Source organism: Fluoribacter dumoffii NY 23 (assembly GCF_000236165.1).
Classification (GTDB): Bacteria; Pseudomonadota; Gammaproteobacteria; order Legionellales; family Legionellaceae; genus Legionella; species Legionella dumoffii.
The window spans coordinates 3,554,836-3,576,451 of sequence record NZ_CM001373.1 but is presented as its reverse complement, the minus strand read 5'-3'; the positions used below and the strand labels follow the sequence as shown (position 1 = coordinate 3,576,451).

The following is a 21,616-nucleotide window of genomic DNA, read 5'->3' as shown; positions in this document are numbered from 1 at the left end:
GGAGTGAACCAAAAAGGAATAACTCATGTCACTAATGAACCCATTTAAAAAAGTTATTTTGGTGCTGTGTTTGTTTGGGGCGGCTTTATTTATTAGCTCCTGCACGGTGAATAAACCCTTTTCCTCAACTAATGAGAAAGGTTTTGGTGGAGAAGGTTCCGGGGAAGGAGGAAGTGGCCATGGGGGTATTGGCGGTGTGGGTGGTGGAGCGCGTTAAGCTGCCCACCTCACCATCTTCCCAATTCAATAATTGGTCAACACCTTTTTTAAGGTTTCCAGACTTATATTGGCACCGCTTAAAAGAACAACCGCATTTTTATTCTGATAGAGGGGCGCACATTTTAAAAAGGCCGCCAGAGCTACGGCAGCAGCTCCCTCGACTAATAAGTGGTGCATGTTCAACACGGTCAGCAAGGCCGCTTTAATTTCGTTTTCCGAAACTAAAATGAACTCATCCACATAATCACGACAGAGGTCAAAAGTCATTGAGTTTGGCTCTAAACCTCCAGCAGTTGCATCAGAAAGCGTCGGCAAGGTTTCCAGCGAAATTATTTTTCCTGCTTTCACTGATTCTGACATAACAGGGGAGTGTTCAGGCAAACAACCTACAATTTTGGTTTTGGGTGAAACCGCTTTAATATATCCGGACACTCCTCCGATTAACCCCCCTCCGCCCACAGGAACAAAAATCACATCGATGGAATCCAGCTGACGTTTTAGTTCCAGACCTATAGTCCCTTGACCGGCAATCACTTGCAAATGATTATAGGGTGATATGTACATCATACCCTGTTCTTTTGCATACTCGAGTGCATGCAGTTCAGTTTCCACACAATCCCTGCCATAAAGTTTTAAAGATTGCGTGTAATAACCGATATTTTCTTTTTTAGTGGCAGCTGCATTTTCTGGAAGGAAAATAATACCCGGAAGATTGAGCTTATTTAATCCATAAGCAATAGCAGCGCCGTGATTTCCTGTTGATGCGGCTACAATACCTTTTTGTTGTCTGTTATTAATAGACAATAAGGCATTCAAGGCCCCCCGTACTTTGAAGGAACCGGTATATTGTAAATTTTCACATTTCAAAAAAAGATTCACCTGCGTCAGGTTACTCAATGGAACCGAGAAATCTAAGGGAGTTTCACGGATGTGGTGACGAATTCTATTCTCCGCATCCACTACCTCGGCTTTAATATCAAACATGTTCATCTCAAATAATTGCTTCATTTTCTATTATAAAAATAAAAAATAAATCTTTCTAAAAATTATTTCTTAATTCTTCCTTAAGGTTTGATCTTTATACTAAATTACGAACTAACAGGGAGCCCGGATGCGATGCGTGTATTAATTATTGAAGACAGTGCTTTTAACGCTTTTTGCTTGTCTCGACTATTGGAATCAGTAATTGCATCAGTGTCAATAGAGGTGGTAAGTACTAGCCAGGATGCTTTGTCTTTCCTAGATACCCAGCTGCCCGATTTGGTTATTATTGATGGTGAATTGAATTTAATTAATGAATTATCAACTCATGGCCCCCAACTTGCAGCTGTTATTCTGCAAAAATATCCCCATCTTCCCTTAATTGCCTGGTCAGACTCCGAATTTATGCGTAGCGCTTTTGCCAAAACGTTTACTCAACATAACCGCTTGGTTAATGGATTCAATACCTGGGCCAAAACAGTAACTCCGGAGTGCATTAAAAAAACCTGGGCTTATTATTTTGACGAAGCGGTCAATGAGAAACAACAAGCTTACTCACATGTAACTCATGCGAAAAGGCAAGTTAGTTATCATCTTGATTGTCTCTAGGCGCTGACGGAAAAAAGTAAATTTTTACATCAAAACGGCTATTTTGCCCTTTTTTACCTGAACAAGCACCCGGAATCCAGCAAGTCCTTGAAACAGAGCTATAATAATAGTGATCCCTTTTTCAGTTAACATCGTTAAAATTTTCTCTTAGGGAATTGACTATGAATTTTGAAAGGACACAGAATGCTTCTGGTTCGAAAAAAAATGTATTTCACGAACATAAAAAAAAGAGGGGAAAGAAAACTCTTGGTTCTTTAAGCCAAAAATTGAGGAGGGCTAAAAAAACAAGGGAAGGAGAGGGTATGCAAGAAAAAGACATGCTCGACCAAGAAGTGCAAACCTTAAAGACAGAAGACACTTTTTATGCAAAAAGCATTCTGCAAAATATACTTGAAAGTTCCCTTGAATACTCCATTATAGCTACAGATTTAAACGGAAAAATAATCGTATGGAATGAAGGGGCTTTCCGTAATTACGGGTTTCATGCCTCTGAAATGATTAACAAGAAAAATATCCTCGATTTGCATCTTCCTGAAGATGTTAAATCCGGAGCGGCCAAGGAATTTATGCAAAGGGGATTGCAGGATGGAAAAGCGGAGGAAGTGTTTGAACGGGTTCGCAAAGACGGCACCCGTTTTGTTGCGTCAGTTACCTTAACCTTGCGACGGGACGATAAAGGCAACCCAGTTGGTTACCTCATCATTTCCAAAGACATTACCGAAGCAAAGCGTATTGAAGATCAATTGATTAAGACCAACGAAGAATTGGAACACTTTGCATACATTACCTCACATGATTTAAAAGCTCCTTTGCGTGCAATCGAACGACTGGCTACCTGGATTGAAGAGGATAATGCCGACAAGTTGGATGAGAAATCAAAAGAGCATTTGGCATTATTACGGCAACGGACATTACGCTTGTCCAACTTAATTGATGGGATATTAAAATATTCGCGTGCAGGCCGTATTGACTTGAATGTTGAACTTGTGGATATAAAAGCAGTTTTGCAAGAGGTTATGGAAAACCTTAATCCCGAGGGCCGATTTGAAATTTGTTATCCTAAACATCTACCCACGTTTAAAACAGCGAAGATTCCCTTAGTGCAGGTATTTTCCAATTTGATTAGCAATAGCATAAAACATCATCATCGAAAGAAAGGTACAATTAAAATTGAGGCTGAATCATTGGGCTCCTTTTACCTGTTTACTATAAAAGATGATGGACCCGGAATTCCTCCAGAATTTTTTGATAAAATATTTATCGTTTTTCAAACGCTTAAATCACGGGATGAATTGGAATCTACGGGAATAGGTTTGAGTATTGTGAAAAAAATTGTCGAATCTCAAGGCGGAAAAGTGATGGTTCAATCGCAAGTAGGGCATGGGACTACCATGTCATTTACCTGGCCTAAAGAGCTTAAAAAAATATAACCAAACTTCCTATTTTTTGTTCGGAAATTCAAGCAAATTCCAATAATGATGCAATGATGAAATGATTTCCATAAAATCTGAAATCTGAAATGGTTTTACGATGTAACCTGCGACGTTTAAATTGTATGCATCCATGATGTCCTTTTCATTATTTGAGGTAGTAAGAATAAAAACCAGGAGTGACTTTAATTGTTTGTGGGCCCGGATGTTTTTCATAAATTCGATACCGTTCATTTTAGGCATGTTAATGTCCAAAATTATTATTCTGGGGGTAGGGCTTATTTTTTTCTCTCCGTTTTGTCCCAATAATTTATTTAAGGCTTCTAACCCATTAGTTGCCACATGCAGTGGATTTGGAATATTATTTTTCCTGAAGGTTCTCTGCATGTCTTTAATGTCTATCGCATCATCATCTACAAGCATAAAATGGATTGTTTTATCCAGTTGATACATAATTGGTTTCCTTAAGTTATGTACTATAAATTATAGGCAATAATTTATATTTTTTATTACTTGAGTTAATTGGTACTATACTTAACTTAAGGTATGGTTTGGTTTTGATGCTATCTAAGTTTTTAGCAATAATTTCCCAGTATTCCACAAATTTTAACTACAGGAATGTGGAAGGAGAATGCTATGGAAACCCACGAAAACACCGTAGATATTTTTTATATCGAGGATGATGTTGTAGATGTCGAGGGTGTAAAGCGGATATTTAAAAAAGTTAAAGAAACTTGTGCTATCGAAGTTGCTTCGAATGGTGAAGAAGCTTTAAATAAATTATTTGGTCGCGATGGCCAAGAAAAAATTCACCCAAAAGTAATTCTTCTTGATATTAATGTGCCTAAAGTAAATGGAATTGACTTGCTAAAAATTATTCGTAAGGAACCTTCTTTAGCTTTTACAGAAGTATTTATTTTGACAAATGCCTATACAAAAGAGGATAAGCTCGCGATTAAGGATTTAAATGTCAGAGGACAAATTATCAAACCTCTTGAATATGGGGATGCGTTGAATATTTATTGGGCAACGCACCATACATAAAATAAGGCCTTAATGGGCAGCATCCCAATTGCTGCCGGTTCCAATAGAAACGACCAGGGGAACAGAAAGGGTTACAGCCTGTTCCATCAATTCCCGAATAATTTTCTTACTGGCCTCTACTTCTTCCTTATTCACTTCAAAAACCAATTCATCATGTACTTGCATGATCATTTTTGCCGGCGCATTGTCCTGTTCTTGTTGCCAGGCTGCAATCGAAATCATGGCTTTCTTAATAATGTCTGCCGCAGTACCCTGCATGGGAGCATTGATTGCCGTGCGTTCGGCCGCTTTCTGGCGCACCATATTGCGGGTATTGATTTCAGGAAGGTACAAACGTCTCCCGAATAATGTTTCAACGTAGCCCAGCTGGTGGGCTTGCTGGCGGGTTCGATTCATGTACTCCAGGACTTTAGGGTAACGTTTGAAATACATGTCGATATAGTATTGTGCATCCTGGCGCTCCACCCCGATTTGTTTGGCCAGGCCAAACGAAGACATCCCATAAATTAATCCAAAATTGACTGCTTTGGCTCTACGTCGTTGTTCACTGCTGACGTCCTCAAGCGGCGTCTGGAAAATTTCACTGGCAGTCGCTGCGTGAATATCCCAACCCAAAGCAAACGCTTTTAACAAATTTTCATCTTGTGATAAGTGGGCCATTATCCGTAACTCAATTTGGGAGTAATCCGCAGCAAGGATGAGACAGTTTTCCGGTGCAATAAATGCCGTGCGAATCAGACGGCCCTCTTCACTCCGAATAGGGATATTTTGCAAATTGGGCTCACTTGAAGAAAGCCTGCCTGTAGCAGTAACCGCCTGATTATAGGAGGTGTGTACTCTATGCGTTTGCAAATTAATTTTTTTAGGTAATGTGTCAATGTAGGTAGATACCAGTTTAGTCAGACCGCGGTATTCAAGAATCACTGCAGCAAGCCGATAATCATAAGCCAATTCAAGTAATACAGACTCCGCAGTGGAGGGTTGGCCGGTGGGCGTTTTTACAAGTACAGGCAACTTGTGTAAATCAAAGAGAATTTCTTGTAATTGTTTAGGCGAGTTCAAATTAAAAGGTTTGCCTGCCAGTTCTAATGCTTCGCGTTCTAATTCCTGGATTCGCTCTTTCAAACGAGTTCCATGCTTTTTCAAAGCCGCTGAATCAATCAATACCCCCAGGCGTTCCATATCCGCAAGAACAGTAACTAATGGAATCTCTATTTCGTTGAATACACGCTTCACCGACTCAGGGAGCAAAGGAAAGAGTTTATTATGCAGTTGTAATATAACTTCTGCATCTTGTCCGGAATAAGCTGCTGCCTCACCCACGGGAATTTGATCAAATCGCAGTTGTCTTGCCCCTTTGCCAGCAATCTCTTCATAAGTCATTGGCTTGTGCCCCAGGTATTTCAAGGCTAATGAATCGATATCATGCCGCCCACTGCTGCTGTTGAGTACATAGGACTCTAACATGGTGTCATAACTGATGCCTTTTAGGGTGATGCCATAATTTTTTAAAACGGAATAATCATATTTGAGATTTTTTCCCACTTTTTTAATATGCGGATTTTCCAATATCGGTTTCAACGCAGTTAATACTTCTTCGCGAATTAATTGTGGGGTTCCGTCAATATGAGTTAAGGGGATATAGATTGCTTTTCCCTCTTCCATGGCTAGCGAAATACCGACGATCTCGGCCAGCATAATCTCAAGGGTGGTTGTTTCGGTGTTGATGCAAAAAACGCCAGCTGACTCCAACTGATTAAGCAGATGGTTTAATTGCTGGTTAGTCGTAATTACTTCCACGGGAATACCGGGTTGTTTTTCTTGCAAGGAACTTTCTTCCGCCTCTAAAAGCTCTTTAAGCCACCCCTTGAATTCAAATTCACGCGTTAATTCAATCAAGCGCTCTTTGTTTACCGGAGCGGGTTTTAGCTCACCCCATTTTAAGGGTAAAACCACATCTGTTTTGATGGTTACCAATTTTTTGGATAAGGGCAATTGGGGAATGCTGGTGCGTAAGTACTCGCCAATTTTACCACTGATTTTGCCGGCGTTTTGAATCAGGTTATCGAGGGTTTGATACTCGACAAGCCATTTTACCGCAGTTTTGGGTCCGCATTTAGTGACACCAGGAATATTATCGACGCTATCACCAATAAGGGTGAGGTAGTCAATAACCTGCTCCGGCTTGACTCCAAATTTCTCCTGCACTCCATTCACATTTAAAGAGGTATTACTCATGGTGTTGATTAATGTAATGTGTTCATTAACCAGTTGGGCCATATCTTTATCGCCAGTAGAAATAACTACCGGAATCCCTTGTTCAGTGGCCTGCTTAGCTAAAGTCCCGATCACATCATCTGCTTCAACCCCCTCGATAATCAAGATGGGAAGTCCCATTGCCTGCAATAGCTGGATTAGAGGTTCAAATTGAGAGCTGAGATCATCAGGCATAGGAGGCCTATGGGCCTTATATTCTGCATACCAGTCATCCCTGAAGGTTTTCCCCTTGGCGTCAAAGACCACAGCTAATTCTTCAGGCTGATAATCTTTAATCAGCTTTTTAATCATATTGGCTACCCCATAAATCGCTCCTGTGGGCTGCCCTTTTGAGTTAGTCAAAGGCGGTAGTGCATGGAATGCACGAAAAAAATAGGATGAGCCATCAATGAGAATCAAGGGGGAAGTCATAATTACTCTGCCTCTTCTTTGGCAAGTTGTTTTTTCAATAAATCAATTTGTTCCGAAAGTGCCTTAATGTTTTTACGCATTAGGGGAATTCGATTTACACCTAACTCATGTTGAATGGCAAGATCTTTTGGACGAGCTGGATTTCCCAAATAAATGTTTCCCTCTTTCAGATGCTTGTTGGGTGGTACTCCGGTGCGGGCGCCTAATATCACGCCATCATCAATACGTACGTGATCGCTAACCCCAACATTGGCCGCAAAAATCACATTATTGCCCGAAGTGGTGCTTCCTGCGATACCGGTAAAGCCACATAAGATATTATGCTTCCCTAATTTTACCGAATGTGCGACCTGAACCAGATTGTCGATTTTAGTGCCTTCACCAATAACAGTCGCTCCCATTGTGGCGCGGTCTATCGCCGTGTTGGCCCCTATCTCTACATCATCCTCAATAATAACACGTCCAATATGAGGAACTTTAAGATGTTTGCCATCAACAAAAGTATAGCCGAAACCATCCGAACCAATAACAGTAGAGGCATGAATAATGACGCGGGAACCAATGTGACACGTGTCGTATATAGTGACATGGGAGTGGATAGTGGTATTTTCCCCTACAGTCACTTCACGGCCAATATGAATATGACTTTTCAAAACGCAGTGATCGCCAATAACACTGCCGGCCTCAATCACTACATAAGGTCCTATAAATACTTCTTTCCCTAAACGCACCCCTTCGCCAATGACGGCAGTAGGATGAATGCCCGGAATAATTTTTTGCGGAGGATTGAAATGGTGCATCAAGGTGATAAATGCTTTAAATGGATGCTTTACCTGGATTAAGGGTTTTTGTGAACTGGAAATTTGTCCATTGACTAATATGGCAGCTGCTTGCGAGGATTCTGCCAATTTTAAATTTTCTTTACTGTCAGCAAACACCAGGCTGCCGGGAATAATCTCATCAATAGATGATAAGCAAGAAACTTCAATTGAGTCATCCCCTATGACTACCCCTTGTACCTTATTTGCTATATCACATAGTGAATAACTCATTTGTCAGCCTTTTTTTGTAAAATAGCTGATTATATACCCAAGAAACCTCCAATTGCTATGTGTGAAGTATAGAAAAGTCGATCCAAATACTGTATAAAATTAGGCTGGATGCTTTCGGTTTCTTGATGAAAAATCAAAGGATATGTATGCTTAAAAAATTATTAATTTCAGGGACTTGTGCTTTTTTTTCGCTCAATGTATGTGCTTTCGAAGATCCCTATGCTCCAGTTTTACCCCAGGTATGGTCTTCGATTATTACCGTAAGCGGTGGACCTGCGTGGTCTGATCCAGGAAAAGATCAGTATCTCTATCCTTTCCCTCCTCCACAAAATGATTATTATATTGCTGATTCTAAATCAGATTGGTTAGGAACTGGTGAACTCTTCTTCGGGTTGCAACATTTTATCGGAACGACCAACATTATTGCCCAATTTGGTCTGGGAGTAGCAGCCGCAAGTGATGCAGCCCTATCAGGTACGGTAAATGTGAATGGTGTCCCTGATGTATATACCTATCAATATAAAATTAGCCACGTAAGGGCAGAATTTAAAGGCAAGCTAATCTCAAATTGTTTTCCTATGCTGCAGCCATATCTTAGCGGAAGCTTTGGGGTAGGTTGGAATCATTCTCATGATTGGACTCCCACCACCATTGATCCCGTTCTTTATCCTACCTATTGGTTTACTACTTCAAGCGTCGTTGCATTTTCATACACACTGGGGGCGGGGGTACAAAAAATGTTAACGCCTCACTGGCAAGTCGGCATGGGCGTCGAATTTGCTGATTGGGGTAAGAGTTATCTGGGAGGTGATGGTGCGACCCTGAACCAAGGCCCCGGTATGCCACATTTATATACTACGGAGTTACTATTCAGTCTGAGCTATATGTTTTAATGGCGGGAAAATAAACACCACCCCTGCCGCAATACTGGAAAGAAACTTTTAGTCCACCCGCTCGCTTTTAAGAAATCCCTTCTCCTTAGGGAGAAGGCGGCAAGCGTAAGGGCGGGATGGACCGTATTATTCTCCCCAATTACTTAATATACCTTCGAAGGATCAATGCTGCATTGGCTCCCCCAAAAGCAAAATGATTGGATAAAACGATATCAATTGTCTTTTTACGTGCTTCATTAGGGACATAGTCCAAATCGCACTCCGGATCCGGGGTTTCTATGTTAATCGTAGGTAGGAGCAAATCATGTTGCAGGCTGAGCGAGGTGGAAATTACTTCCATTACCCCAGATGCCCCAATTGCATGGCCAATCATTGATTTTTGTGCAGTAATGGGGATTTCATAAGCTCTTTCGCCAAATAATGATTTAATCGTTTGCGTTTCCACCCGGTCATTTAAAGGGGTTCCGGTGCCATGGGCTTTCAGGTACTGAATATCTCGCGGTGATAGTTTTGCATCATCGAGCGCACCTTGAAGCGCGCGTTGCTGTCCTTCAGAAGAAGGGGCTGTTATATGAAAGGCATCACAGCTGGAGCCGAAACCAATAATCTCTGCAAAAACAGGTGCTCCCCGAGCCCTTGCCTGGTTTAATTCTTCCAGAACTAAAATCCCGGCTCCTTCTGCCATCACCATTCCTTCCCGGTTTAAATCAAATGGACGACAGGCTTTGGTGGGATGTTCATTATTAGTGGACATCACTTTTAATTTGCACCACGCGGACATCATGGATTCCCACAGAGGGGCTTCCGTACCTCCACAAATTGCAGTAGTTATGTTACCGTGAGCTATCTGCTGGTAGGCAGTACCTATGGCGTCAGCTGATGAAATACATGCATTTGAAATAGTTGAATTAGGCCCACCCAAACCAAATGCTATGGCTATAAAATTGGCAATGGAATTGGCCATTCCGCGAATCACAGTTAACGGCTGCATCTTTCTCCAGTTATTATCGAAGAAAAATTGATAGCTTGCTTCAGATTCAGGATAGCCCCCCATTCCCGTGCCCATGAAGGTCCCTGCTTTGCTGAGCTCCTGGACAGTAAGTCCCGATTGCTCTATCGCATGATGGGTGCAATAAAGCGCAAATTGAGCTACCCGCGGATACCGTTTGCTTTTATTAAGTTCTGGAAGATGGTCCAGGGAAAAATCGGTAATTTCACCACCTATTTGTGTTGGATACAAAGAAGGATCATAATTTTGAATGCGTTTTATCCCGCATTGCCCCTGCTTTGCAGCCTCCCAGAATTTGCTTAAACCTGTTCCTATGGAGGAGGTTATTTCCATGCCGGTTATTACAACCCTTTTTTTCATCAATGATCCTTTTAATTTTAATAGGTGAAGCTTTCTTGTAAGCTGAAATAACGAAGAGAATAGTTGTTCCGCTTTTTCAGCACAATACTAAGGGCGGGGTTTAAATCCTGTCAAGTTCTCTGAAGAGGTTTTATTTGCAGAATGCGGGTTTACCCATGCCCTGCACAAAAGGGGCTGAAGCTTTGAGCAAACCGATGCAATTAATTTTTATGCTTGGGCTTAATGAGCTTTTGTAATTTGTCGAGATCAATTTCCCAGTACGCACATGAGTTTTCCGTAAGGAAACCCAACCGCGTGTAGAGGTTAAGAGCCTTTTGATTGTGTGTTTCTACATCGAGGTTGAGATCGGGCTTGCCTTCACTTAAAGCATAATTAATGCAGTGAGAAATTAAGGCGGTCCCTAAACCTTTCCCCTGGCGAACCGGCAATACTGCGATATCAGAAAGGGTTGCACCATGTTTTTGCCAACGTATATGTGCCTTGCCTACTAAATGATTGTCCTCAAAAGCCAATATGATTTGATAGGTTCTATCACTCAATATGTGTTCAAAACGAGGAATTAATTCGGATTGGGTTTTATAAAAACATGCTTCATCCAGAACACAAAGTAAAGGGATATCCTTCTCTGTTGCCGTGCGGTAAGTCAGGTTTTTTTTATAATCCAGCAAGGGATTCAAATCATGCCGTTCCATATAATATTCGCTGTGCATGTAGGTAAAACCGAGACTAGGTAACCATTGGTCATTTAAATGCGAGGGACTGGAAAAAATTAATTTGAAAAAACCTTGTTCCTTCACAAGGGGTAAGATGTTGTGAAGCATTTTTTTAGCAATGCCTTTATGTCGATAATCGGGGTGAACAAGCAGTGAGATTTCAACCGCATCTTCATAAAAGAAAAAAACACTTAAGAATGCCGCCAGCTGTTGTTTATCATAGTACAGCAGTACTGTAGGTAAATTTCTTTTTTGGGTAAGTAAATGGGTGTATAAATTGGGAACGCTGCCATCTTTTTTTTTGCAGACCGCTTTTAGTTTTTCCAGATCATCGACTTGATCTTCAGTAAGTTGATTTGTATTACTCAGCATAATTGATTTAATAAAAATATTTCGTTTTTCTAAAGAATAGCTTGTTTTGTCTTAATTTGCTCTTATTAAAATTAATTTATTAAAAATGTAAATTTAATACCGCAACTACGATTTCCAAAATGATCAAAACGATAATAATAATTTCCAGGTTATGACCATGACGATTATCCAGATAACCATTAAACATATCAAAAATTTCGTTTAGGGTATCCAGCCGGTGGTTAATGGCATTAACACGCCTTTGGATGTGCAGGTAACGCTCCAGCATCGAGAAGTGTTCTTCTAAAGTTGGGTGCTGCCAAAAATATTTCGGATGATAAAGGAAGTTACTAATCAAATTCATCTCACTTTTAGCCCCGAGGATTTCTCCGATAATCTGTTGTATCTGCGTGCGGCTGATTTCCATCTCCCCGGTTAAGGAAAGGGTTTGGATCATCGGGTTATATTTCTCAATGAGCCCATCAATAATCGTTTCGAAATATTGTAATTTCACGGACTGGGAAAACCCATAAGACAAACTGAGTTTGAGTTCGTCACTCTCATCTTCGATAGTTAAGCAATCCACATCGAAGAAGTCGTGCGGCTCTATCGTGGTTTTGTCACTGATTTGATAATGAAATTCATCGTGCACCAAAATTCCAACGGGTTTATCGGTCAGAAGTTTTATCGTATTTAAATAATCATTAATTTGGTAACGTTTAATCCCCCAGGAAACCACAGTACCATTTTTAAAAATGAATATAGTATGATCTTTATTGTTATTGGCACTTAACTTAAGAACATCGCGTGTTTTTAACGAAGTAAATTCACTTGAAGAGTTTTTAAAATAAGTGTCCACACGTGCTAAATCAATTGATTTGGCGATACAAAAACTTAAGCATTCCATGATGGTAATAATCCGCGAAATAGGCTTTTTACGACGAAAATAGATAAAAATTTGTTTATGTTACTGTATCCAACTCCTGATAATCAGGCTCAGATACAGCATTGTACAATATATAATAATTATCTCAACTTTAACTATTATACACTATCTGCGGCTTCCCGGCTTGCGTAAGTTTTTTTCCGGTCAGTTGCTCCACCTAACCATTGTGGACAGACCTCTAAAATTTCTGCAATCCTTTGGAGTTGTTCTCCGTTTGGAAGTATGTGACCAAAAATTAAAGAATTTGCTAAATGACGTGAAACACCAAATACTTTAGAAACTGCCTTGATTTTTTCGGTCAGTTCTTCGGGGAATCCCAAAGAAGCCAATTCGCGATTGAAGCGTTGCGAAAATACTTTACTGTTCATTTTCTCACTCCATGAAAAAATTATATTCAGCATTATGCTGCCCCAACTACCTGTCAATCCATGATCCAGGTAAGTCAGAGTTATAACTCATTTTTTTTTAATAGCAAAGTAATTTTTCGGCATAAAATCATAAGCTTATTAGCAACTTGACATTATGGTAATTAGTTGGACAGTAGGATGCCCAAAAATTAAAGAAGTAAGGCGATGACTGGTTTTGCAGGAACAATTTTGGAACAGGCTGGTTAAGGAGGAGTTTCTGCAGCTTTGCATGCAAAGTGCTTTTTTATTATTCAGATGAATGCACCCTGGCAAGGATTTATGTTAATCTTTTCCCGGACTCTGTGCTTCACCAGAATTGATTGGTTTTTGCCCGCAGTTAGCCAATTTTTCAGCAATTTTAGATCAAAATGAGAATTAATTTATAAATTTTTACACTATTCGTATGAATTAGGGTATAATGTCGGACTGAAATCAATGTGAGTTATCTCTTTTTTAGATAACTACGGTGTTTTTAACATTCTTTGCAGTAGTTTAAGGATATAAAACTATTACGAAGAATCTTATTTCATACTAGGAGTTAAAACAGAATGACGAAAATAGCCTCTGTATTATTGGGTTTGGTTTTAACAGGTTCTGCTTTTGCAGACAATCCTAAGGAAATAGCAACTCATAAAGTGACTCTTGCTGGTTTGCAACCCGGCGAAGGCCGCTACATTCGCAGTGATGTATTCGAAAATGATAAATTTCAATCAGGTTCTTATTTTTGTGCTGGCGCCGATAGCGTTCTGTACGACATGCAGTATGTATTTTCAAAAAGTCATGAGCCCTTCCATGCAGAACATTTAATCAAGTTTTCCATATGCCAGGATGAAACCATGGCCCAATGTCAAGAGTTTGCTACCGATAAATACTTTACCTTTAGAAATCTTGATGGGTATTTACAAAATGATGTAACCCAGTCAACTGTCGATGTGTCTCCATTAAAAGTAGTTTATCAATCCTGCGAGCCTGGTGCCAATATGGATGAGTTGGTTAAAAAATCGATCTATGAAAACGATCGCCGCTTTTCACACGTAGGTTAAGCGTCTTTTTAAGGAGTAACCTGAACGTTTACTGTTGAATCAGGTTACCTTCTTCCACTTGGCTGCCACAATGTTCATTTGTACCTTCCTGTGGTTACATTTTTGCAAAAGTCATTTAAATTTTGACCTTGAATTCTGCATCGAAGGTTAAATTGCATCCACTTCAAGATTATCCCGAATTAATTTGGAGGAATAGTGAATGAAAAAAATAGGTATTTTAGGATCTTGGCTATTATTGATGCTTGCATTCAATGCCTACCCCTACCACACCCAGGAAAGTAAAATTTACAACGATAGAGGCCAGCTTGTTCATATAGATGGTCTGTCGTGGTCAGGATTTCAGGACACAAATATTCTCCAGGGGTTACAAAGCAATCCGTTTTATGCCATTCCCTCATTGGGCTCTAACCCTGGAATGATGGATTTGATCAGTAATCCATGGAATTTCCCCAATTCAGGAGTCGATAGAAGTACTGCGGTGCGATTTAAAACGTTACGCTTACCCATTCAACCTGAAGTCCTTTATGATGATCAACACGAAGTCGATTTGAATAAATGGCTTTCCGATAAATCCTCCCCAAATGCAGGCAACGGTATCTTTTGCAAAACATGGCAAAGTAATGGCAGCGCTTGTGAAAAAGCAGTGAGCCCCAAACAAGCGTTCTGGATCGTTTTAAATGAATTAAAAAAGAAAAACATCAAAGTCATGATTGATATCCATCATCGTCAAGGGTATGGCGATGCAATGCGCGATGGAACAGTTTATGATATGAAACAGTACGAAAAAGATATTGCCCTTTTAGCCACAGAAGTCAAAAACAGGAACCTGGATAATGTTTTGGGCATTGATATTTTCAACGAACCTTATCGTTTAAACTGGTTTAAGACCCATGACTCCCAAGTACCCTGGACCAAGGTGATTGCAACAGCTGCTAATGCAGTGCAGAAAAACAATTCCAATTTGCTGTTGTTTGTTGAAGGTCCGGATTCCGGAAATGATGATGCAAATAATCCCGTCATTTGTGTTCCCCAGTCGCAGGTGGTGAATGATAATGGCTACAGCCACTCCCCGGATACTGGTTTGTGTGGCGGGTTAGAGCGGGTATTTTTTAAAGGAAATTGGGGGGAAGATTTCAAACCCTTACTTGATGAAAAACAAGCTAAAAAAGGCATTGCTGTTTTTGATCAAAATAAATTCAAAAATGAATTGTTGAATCAGGGCATAAATGAGGCTGCATTGCGTTGGTTATTGGGTGATGAGTATGCCCAGAATAGCCATTTGGTTTTTTCACCTCATGTTTATCCTGCCGAAGTTGCAGGATGGGAAACAGCGCCTGGGATGCCAAGTCAGTTACGGTTTGATTGGACCTGGGGTTTCTTATATAGGGCAGGCTACCCAATTGTGCTTGGGGAGGCATCCTGGAAAACTGCAAAAGGGAAAACCTTTTTTACTGATTCCCTCATGCCTTATTTACAAACCAATATGGAAACCAACAATATTTTCTTTTGGGCAATTGGCTATCTTGGCGATACAGTGAGCGCCATTAATCCAAATTCTGGTGCGCTCAATATAGAGGTGCAACACACTTTAAAAAACTATTTTGATGCTATTTAAGATGGTAACCTGGGGGCAACCCCGCTAACCGTTCAATCCAATTTTTCCGCGGGTTTTACATTCCATGCGAGACATTGCCATTTTGCACAAGGCTCCTTGTTGGCGAACACGCACAAGGCGCCGGTAGCGATTTTAATGCCAAATTGAGCGCTGAATGTTGCAAAGTCACCTGTCAAATAAGGTGAAAAACGGGCAATGCCATTGCTGGTGACTACCAGACAGATTTTTCCTGCATGCTCTTTACGAATTCGCGTGGAAAAATCCAGCCAGTTGCGGATAAGCGCATCCGGGTTTACCCTCCAGCCTTCAGGGACTGTGGCCTGGGATTCCCAAGCCTTAAGGGCTTCTTTGCCAATACGGGCAATTACCTGCTCTTCTGGTTGGTTTTCATCTGGCCCGTAATCAATTTCATTAAAAATAGCCAGGGTTTCCAAAGGTAAACAGGTTCCCATCACCTTTTGAGCTTGTTCAGCAGTTTGTATGGCTCTTTTTAGCTGTGAGGTAAAGATTACATCGGGAATAAGATCATGGTGTTTGAGGTAGGCGCCCAGTAACCGACCCTGGTTAAGGCCGCTGTCGACTAAAGGTAAATCAGTAATCCCTACCCGGCGGACAATGTCTCCTGGAGCAAAGGTATTACCATGGCGGGCGATGAGCAAACGTGTTGTCATAAAGAGATGCCTTCTAAGGGTTCCCCGTATTGGGCAATTAATGCTTCCGCGCGAGCTATATCTTCAGGACTATCAATGCCGGACATGCTGGCTCGACCTTTATAGTCAACCGGAACGCAACGGAGGGTGTAACCATTTTCCAAAATCCGTAATTGTTCCAAGCCTTCCATTTTTTCAAAAGGGCTTTCTGGTAAAGAAATGAATTGTTCAAGCATATCGCGTGAATAACCGTATAAACCAATATGACGAAACACGGGGCTGAGTTCGCTTTGTTGACGAAGCTCTTCTTCTTTACGCACCGCAGGAATAATATTTTTACTAAACCAAAAGGCATTGCCTGTTGTTTCATGGAATACGGCTGTAGTACCGCTAAAGGGGGTGGTTAATTTATTTTGACGCAGATTATCCAGTTGTTTCCATGTCAATTGCGTTACCGGAGTCACGGCATCACAAGGGGAGGCAGCATAGGCATCAATCAACGCGCGTAAAAAATCAGGGGGAGTCAATGGCGCATCGCCCTGCATGTTTAAAATAAAATCCGGCTTGTTTGTCATGCTGCGCACTGCTTCGGCAACGCGGTCAGTCCCGCTGGGTGCTTCTGGTGAGGTCATTACCGAGCTCACCCCCAGTTCATCGCAATGACGGATAATTCGTGCATCATCGGTTGCAACTACCACAGAAACATTCTTTAAGCCTTCTGCAGCAGCAAGGGATAATTGCACCACCCGTTGCAGCATGCTTTGTCCGCGAATCATTGCCAAAGGCTTTCCTGGTAAACGAGTGGAGGCGTAACGGGCAGGGATGACAATGGCAGTGTACATGACAAAAAATGTTCCAAGGATAAAAAAAGTTCAATAATAGCCTAAATAACAGGCGGTTACTATAGAGGAATAATTATACTCTAAGCTGTTTGAGCCTTATTAGTCCTTCGTGTTATTGGGTTAATTTATCTTATCCTTGCATTGCTGCAGTAAATATTTTGCGGGTAAATCATGCGGATTATCGGTCACAATTTGTTCAAAAAGCCGAGATGCTTCATCAAATTGCCTGGCTTCATAATGATTCAATGCAGCAGCAAAAACGGGGGCAGAATCCTTTTTTAATTGCACCTCGTTTGCCGGGTTATGATTAAATACTTCATAAACTTTGATAGGCAGGGTTTTGCCTTTTACTGCCGTTAAACCCAGGAAGCGTAAATTATATTTTTCTTTTCGTTTTAATTGCTCGTAGGTTTCTTCCCCGATTATGAGTTCAATATTAAAGTTTCGGGTTAAACTTTCAAGGCGAGAAGCTGTATTGACTGCATCACTGATGACACTGCAATCCATCCGTTCTTCAAAACCCACTGTCCCTACGATTAAATTACCTGTATTTATTCCGATACCTACAGTAAGAGGGGGGAGATTATCGCGGACCCTGGTTGCATTAAAAGTATTCAAGGCTTCCAACATATCCAATGCGGAGGCAACTGCATCATCTGCATTGTTGAATAATGCCATAATGGCATCACCAATGTATTTATCAATAAGTCCGGAATTTTTAAGAATGGCGGGATCCAAATAGCTCATGAGGGTATTAAAAAGGTTGAAAATTTCAACAGGGGATAACCGCTCAGCCATCGTGGTAAATGATTTGATATCGAGAAAGAGAACCGTCATCTCTTTTTCTACACAATCGCCGAGTTTTATGTCAGCAATATTTTTACGGTTCAGCACTTTAAGGAAATCTTGGGGCACAAAGCGTGCTACGGCAATGGCATTTTGCTGGATTTCGACCAATTTATCGAGAAGCTCATCATTGAGCGCCCGGACTTTTTGCTCAGCAATCTGCAATTCCTGAAAGTAGGAGTTGGTGCGCACCATATAACGTACGCGATATCCCAATAAGGTAGGGTTAATAGGTTTAGTTGTAAAATCTGTAGCGCCCACCTGGAAGGCTTTATTTATGGATTCGTAATCTTCCAGACCGGTAACCATCATTATTGGAAGATAACGCCAATCAGGTAATTTTCGAATTTCGGCACATACTTCAAAACCGTTCAAGCCAGGCATTTCGACATCCAGCAAAATCGCATCAGGTTTGGCGCTTTTAAGGAGGGATAATGCGGCTTCGCCATTTTCCGCCTGCATGACGTTAAAACCAACTTTGATGAGTGCATCACAGGTGATTAACCGCATGGTCGCGCTGTCATCTACAACCAAAATCACGGGATTTTCTTTTTCCATGGGGCCTACCTGTTCTCAGTGGTGCAAATTTTAGTTAAATAACCTGCTATTTGCTCCAGGCTAATGACGTGATCGACGGCATCCATTGACTGGGCAACAGCTCCCATTCCAAATACTATAGAGCTTTCCTGGTTTTGCACCAAGGTATGCCCATGGGCTTTTTTTAATTCCAGCAACCCTTCGGCGCCATCATCACTCATGCCAGTGAGCAAGATGCCGATCGCTTTTTTTCCACAAACCCGGGCAATGGATTGCAGTAAGCGGGTAATCGAAGGACAAAAACCGGAAACCGGAGTTCCGGTAACTAATTTGCATACCAATTGTTCATGAACCCGTTCCACTTCCAAATGCTTGTGTTCAGGGGCTATGTACACGGTGCCCTTTTGCAGAGGTTCGTTATCGACGGCATTTATTACTTTCAACTGTATATTTTCCCCAAGCCATTGAGCAAATCCGCGAATAAAGCCTGGGCTCATGTGTTGTACCACCATAATCGGTAAAGGGAAATCAGTGGGTAGATGCGAAAGAATGGTTTTTAACGCCATAGGGCCGCCAATTGAGGCGCCTATTCCGATAACTTCATAATGTTTTACTGTCTCATGTTCCGTCTTATGTTTTTTGCTTTCATCAAAAGGTAAATGTTTTTTCAACGGTTTTTTCATGACCCGAATGTCGGAGAGACTACGCAGGATATCGATGATGTGATTTCTATTTTCTTCAAAAGAAGGAGAAAAAACATTTGCTGGTTTGGCTAAGGCGGTTAGTGCACCTGCCTCCAGAATATGAAAGATTGCGTGGATTGATTCATCGTTTACCAAGGAGCTTATCACTACAATGGGGGTTGGGTGTTGATCCATGATAATGCGGGTTGCCTCAAGTCCATCCATGACGGGCATCTGAATGTCCATAGTAATGAGATCAGGATTCAATTTTGAAGTCAATTCAATTGCTTCCTGACCATTTTTGGCTACACCAATGACTTGCATGTCTTTTTCAGCAGCGATGATGTGTTGAATTAATGCAGCTTCCGTTGGTGAGTCGTCAACAATTAAAATTTTAATCATGGGTAATAGTTCACTAGCAGCATCCTCTTCATCAGCTCCGAGGAATTTAATACAAAATTTATTTGATTGCTGCCTGTCAGAGTAGCCCCTATGATCGCAGGAATATGTGTAAGTGGTTCTTGCAAAGGTTTAAGTACAATTTCTCTTTCACCAAGAATTTCATCGACAAGCAAGGCAATACGATCAGCATCTTTTTTGATTACAACAACAGAGACATTTTCATTTGTGTTCTGTTTTTTTTCTTTAAGGTGCAGTAACTTAGATAAAGAGCATAACAAAACTGGTTGTTCTTTGACAAGGACAGCAGGACTTCCTTCAACATTCTTGATTTCCTGCCTTTTCACCAGCATCACACTTTCTATCGAACTGGTAAGCAGCACAAAAATTTGCTCACTGCATGAAATAATTAATCCTCGCTCGGTAGCCAATGTAAGCGGGACTTTCAGAAAAAAAATGGTTCCTTTCCCGGGTTGGCTGTTCACACTGACTTGACCTTTTAAACGGAGTAAATTCGAGCGTACCACATCCAAACCTACGCCACGACCTGAAATATCTGTTGCAATTTCCCGTGTAGAAAATCCGGGGCGAAAAATAAGATCGTAGATGTCTTTTTCTTTCATGTTTTCCAGTTCGGTTTGGGTTATTATGTTTTTTTGCAGGGCAACGCGAATCAAATCCTCCGTCTTTATCCCTCTCCCATCATCAATTATCCTGAATACTATCTGGTTGTCTTCCTGATTCACATTGATGAGAATATTTCCTTCCGCTGTTTTACCCGCTGCCTTTCGAACCCCTACGTTTTCTATGCCATGATCAATGGCGTTGCGTAAAAGATGTACCAGAGGATCTTTCAAGCCATCGAGAATTATTTTATCAATTTTTACATCATTACTGTTTATTTCAAGATTGACTTGTTTATTTAGCTCATGAGCCAAATCCCGTACGAGGCGTGGTAAATAACGTAATTGCGTGGTGACTGGAACCAGACGCAGGGTGCGGATCTCATCTTGCAGTGCATTGATCAAAAGGGAAAATTCGTTAAGGGACATATTCATTTCCCGCTGCATGAAGCGGATAGTGCTATTGATTTCAGTTAATTCATGCAGATTGTCGGAGAACAAGGAATCTATCGCTTCGATTTTATCGTGAGCGAGATTTTTTAAATAAGCCCGGTTTTTTTTCCATGATTGTAAAAGATCACCTATTTTGAAATTCATTTTGTTTAATCTGCAAAAATATTCTTCAATAGCGATTTTGATGGTTTGAATTTCTTCCATATAAAATGAAACATTGTCCAAATTTTGCAAAGAAACACGTAGTGTTTCAAACTCATTTGCTTTGGCCGGGAGTGCGGGTTTGGAAATTTTCTGGGGTTCTGCTTTGTGCTCCTCCGGTAATTGCGGGGGAGATGATATTTTGTGGGTAGGTGATTCAAAATAGTATTCTAATTGCAGCAAATGGTTTTTTAAATCAAAGGACAAAGGTTTTTGCGCGCTGTAGCATTGCATTGCTTCATTCATAAAATCGATGGATTGCAGACAAAGATTTATAAGTTCAGGGGACACAGGGAGACTTTTTTTCTGGATGGCGGCAAATAGGGTTTCTATATGATGAGCAATTTCACCAACGTCATTGGCCCCTACACCGCGTGAAGAGCCTTTAATGTTATGGGCTACACGAAAAATTTCTTCGAGCACCTTTTGAAAATCCTGGTCGGATAGAGTTTCTTTTTCAAGCTTCAGCAATCCATCGGTAATGGTAATTAAATTTTCCTGGAGTTCTGCTTTGAAGGTTTCAACAATTTTTTTTATAAACTCGTTATCCAGGGTTGGGCTTGTGGTCTCAGGAGGGGCTGATCCGGCAAAATTTTCGTTCAGGTGGGTTTCCTCTTTGTCCTTATGCGCCAGACTTTGTTGCAGCTGACGGAATAACTCATCCAGAGCTGTTGGACGCGGATTTTTATCTATAAAATTATGAAACAGTTCCTGCATTCCCTCGACTGCGCGAGATGCTAAATTCATGCGATCCGGGGAGGCTTCCCTTTGAGCAGAAGCGAACAGCTTTTCGATGTACTCTGCCATTTTCCCCAAGTCATCCATACCGACAGAAAGTGCTGAAACTTTAATATTGCGCCCCGCACGCGATATTTCTTCCATGATATGATCCAAATCATCACCAGAAGCGCCACGCTCAATTTTATTTAGATTGTCGCTAATGACCTTCAGCAATGATTCAAGTTCGGTACCGAATGTTTCAAGTAACTGTTTTAATAAATTATCGTCCGGAGTCATAGGTG

At 41.0% G+C, this 21,616-nt stretch carries 20 protein-coding genes; 7 read left to right on the top strand and 13 right to left on the bottom strand.

What is annotated here, in order from left to right; all coding sequences use genetic code 11:
• Window positions 1-25: 25 nt before the first annotated feature.
• Window positions 26-217 carry a hypothetical protein gene (locus tag KYQ_RS16395; RefSeq protein WP_010655216.1) on the top strand — a complete coding sequence of 64 codons (192 nt, stop codon included), beginning with the start codon at window positions 26-28 and terminating at the stop codon, window positions 215-217.
• 26 nt (window positions 218-243) lie between these two features.
• On the opposite strand, the gene KYQ_RS16390 is transcribed toward KYQ_RS16395, so the two are convergent.
• Window positions 244-1,203 carry a threonine/serine dehydratase gene (locus KYQ_RS16390; RefSeq protein WP_019350323.1) on the bottom strand — a complete coding sequence of 320 codons (960 nt, stop codon included), beginning with the start codon at window positions 1,201-1,203 and terminating at the stop codon, window positions 244-246.
• 132 nt (window positions 1,204-1,335) lie between these two features.
• On the opposite strand from KYQ_RS16390, the gene KYQ_RS16385 reads away from it, so the two are divergent.
• Both KYQ_RS16385 and KYQ_RS16375 read left to right on the top strand, forming a co-directional pair.
• Window positions 1,336-1,809: a response regulator gene (locus tag KYQ_RS16385; RefSeq protein WP_010655214.1), complete on the top strand. Its 474-nt coding sequence runs from the start codon at window positions 1,336-1,338 to the stop codon at window positions 1,807-1,809.
• A 302-nt stretch (window positions 1,810-2,111) separates the two neighbouring features.
• Entirely contained in the window at window positions 2,112-3,239 is a 1,128-nt protein-coding gene (locus tag KYQ_RS16375; protein WP_231294580.1) for a sensor histidine kinase, read from the top strand.
• Window positions 3,240-3,248: 9 nt separating this feature from the next.
• Here KYQ_RS16375 and KYQ_RS16370 read toward each other — a convergent pair whose 3' ends face one another.
• Complete coding sequence (locus tag KYQ_RS16370) at window positions 3,249-3,692, bottom strand: response regulator (RefSeq protein ID WP_010655212.1); 444 nt, start codon at window positions 3,690-3,692, stop codon at window positions 3,249-3,251.
• A gap of 183 nt (window positions 3,693-3,875) precedes the next feature.
• On the opposite strand from KYQ_RS16370, the gene KYQ_RS16365 reads away from it, so the two are divergent.
• Window positions 3,876-4,283 (top strand): response regulator, encoded by a 408-nt coding sequence (locus KYQ_RS16365; protein WP_010655211.1) that lies wholly within the window; start codon window positions 3,876-3,878, stop codon window positions 4,281-4,283.
• A gap of 9 nt (window positions 4,284-4,292) precedes the next feature.
• Here KYQ_RS16365 and polA read toward each other — a convergent pair whose 3' ends face one another.
• Together polA and lpxD are read right to left on the bottom strand one after the other, a co-directional pair.
• Window positions 4,293-6,971 (bottom strand): DNA polymerase I, encoded by a 2,679-nt coding sequence (polA, locus tag KYQ_RS16360; RefSeq protein WP_010655210.1) that lies wholly within the window; start codon window positions 6,969-6,971, stop codon window positions 4,293-4,295.
• A 2-nt stretch (window positions 6,972-6,973) separates the two neighbouring features.
• Window positions 6,974-8,023: a UDP-3-O-(3-hydroxymyristoyl)glucosamine N-acyltransferase gene (gene lpxD, locus KYQ_RS16355; protein ID WP_010655209.1), complete on the bottom strand. Its 1,050-nt coding sequence runs from the start codon at window positions 8,021-8,023 to the stop codon at window positions 6,974-6,976.
• Window positions 8,024-8,169: 146 nt separating this feature from the next.
• On the opposite strand from lpxD, the gene KYQ_RS16350 reads away from it, so the two are divergent.
• Window positions 8,170-8,916 (top strand): outer membrane protein, encoded by a 747-nt coding sequence (locus KYQ_RS16350; protein WP_010655208.1) that lies wholly within the window; start codon window positions 8,170-8,172, stop codon window positions 8,914-8,916.
• 139 nt (window positions 8,917-9,055) lie between these two features.
• Here KYQ_RS16350 and KYQ_RS16345 read toward each other — a convergent pair whose 3' ends face one another.
• From KYQ_RS16345 to KYQ_RS16330, 4 genes are all read right to left on the bottom strand, one after another.
• Entirely contained in the window at window positions 9,056-10,285 is a 1,230-nt protein-coding gene (locus KYQ_RS16345) for a beta-ketoacyl-[acyl-carrier-protein] synthase family protein (RefSeq protein ID WP_010655207.1), read from the bottom strand.
• A 200-nt stretch (window positions 10,286-10,485) separates the two neighbouring features.
• Window positions 10,486-11,370 carry a GNAT family N-acetyltransferase gene (locus tag KYQ_RS16340; RefSeq protein ID WP_010655206.1) on the bottom strand — a complete coding sequence of 295 codons (885 nt, stop codon included), beginning with the start codon at window positions 11,368-11,370 and terminating at the stop codon, window positions 10,486-10,488.
• 79 nt (window positions 11,371-11,449) lie between these two features.
• Window positions 11,450-12,256: an RMD1 family protein gene (locus tag KYQ_RS16335; RefSeq protein WP_010655205.1), complete on the bottom strand. Its 807-nt coding sequence runs from the start codon at window positions 12,254-12,256 to the stop codon at window positions 11,450-11,452.
• 137 nt (window positions 12,257-12,393) lie between these two features.
• Window positions 12,394-12,663: a hypothetical protein gene (locus KYQ_RS16330; RefSeq protein WP_010655204.1), complete on the bottom strand. Its 270-nt coding sequence runs from the start codon at window positions 12,661-12,663 to the stop codon at window positions 12,394-12,396.
• Window positions 12,664-13,250: 587 nt separating this feature from the next.
• On the opposite strand from KYQ_RS16330, the gene KYQ_RS16325 reads away from it, so the two are divergent.
• On the top strand, window positions 13,251-13,745 hold the full coding sequence (locus KYQ_RS16325) for a hypothetical protein (RefSeq protein WP_010655203.1): 495 nt from the start codon (window positions 13,251-13,253) through the stop codon (window positions 13,743-13,745).
• 199 nt (window positions 13,746-13,944) lie between these two features.
• The gene (locus KYQ_RS16320) at window positions 13,945-15,360 is read left to right on the top strand and encodes a cellulase family glycosylhydrolase (RefSeq protein WP_010655202.1); all 1,416 of its coding nucleotides are present in this window, start codon (window positions 13,945-13,947) and stop codon (window positions 15,358-15,360) included.
• Window positions 15,361-15,392: 32 nt separating this feature from the next.
• Here the strand turns inward: KYQ_RS16320 and KYQ_RS16315 are convergent, their stop codons facing one another.
• The 5 genes from KYQ_RS16315 to KYQ_RS16295 all read right to left on the bottom strand — a co-directional run bounded on the left by KYQ_RS16315 (window position 15,393) and on the right by KYQ_RS16295 (window position 21,611).
• Window positions 15,393-16,031 carry a histidine phosphatase family protein gene (locus KYQ_RS16315; protein ID WP_010655201.1) on the bottom strand — a complete coding sequence of 213 codons (639 nt, stop codon included), beginning with the start codon at window positions 16,029-16,031 and terminating at the stop codon, window positions 15,393-15,395.
• Window positions 16,028-16,852, bottom strand: coding sequence for a 3-deoxy-manno-octulosonate cytidylyltransferase (kdsB, locus tag KYQ_RS16310; protein ID WP_010655200.1), 825 nt, complete (start codon window positions 16,850-16,852; stop codon window positions 16,028-16,030). The genes KYQ_RS16315 and kdsB overlap by 4 nt, the downstream gene beginning before the upstream one ends.
• 120 nt (window positions 16,853-16,972) lie before the next feature.
• Entirely contained in the window at window positions 16,973-18,256 is a 1,284-nt protein-coding gene (locus KYQ_RS16305; RefSeq protein ID WP_010655199.1) for a response regulator, read from the bottom strand.
• Between the two features lie 5 nt (window positions 18,257-18,261).
• The gene (gene cheB, locus KYQ_RS16300) at window positions 18,262-19,320 is read right to left on the bottom strand and encodes a chemotaxis-specific protein-glutamate methyltransferase CheB (RefSeq protein WP_010655198.1); all 1,059 of its coding nucleotides are present in this window, start codon (window positions 19,318-19,320) and stop codon (window positions 18,262-18,264) included.
• Entirely contained in the window at window positions 19,317-21,611 is a 2,295-nt protein-coding gene (locus KYQ_RS16295; protein WP_010655197.1) for a chemotaxis protein CheA, read from the bottom strand. Before KYQ_RS16295 ends, cheB begins: the two co-directional genes overlap by 4 nt.
• Window positions 21,612-21,616 lie beyond the last annotated feature (5 nt).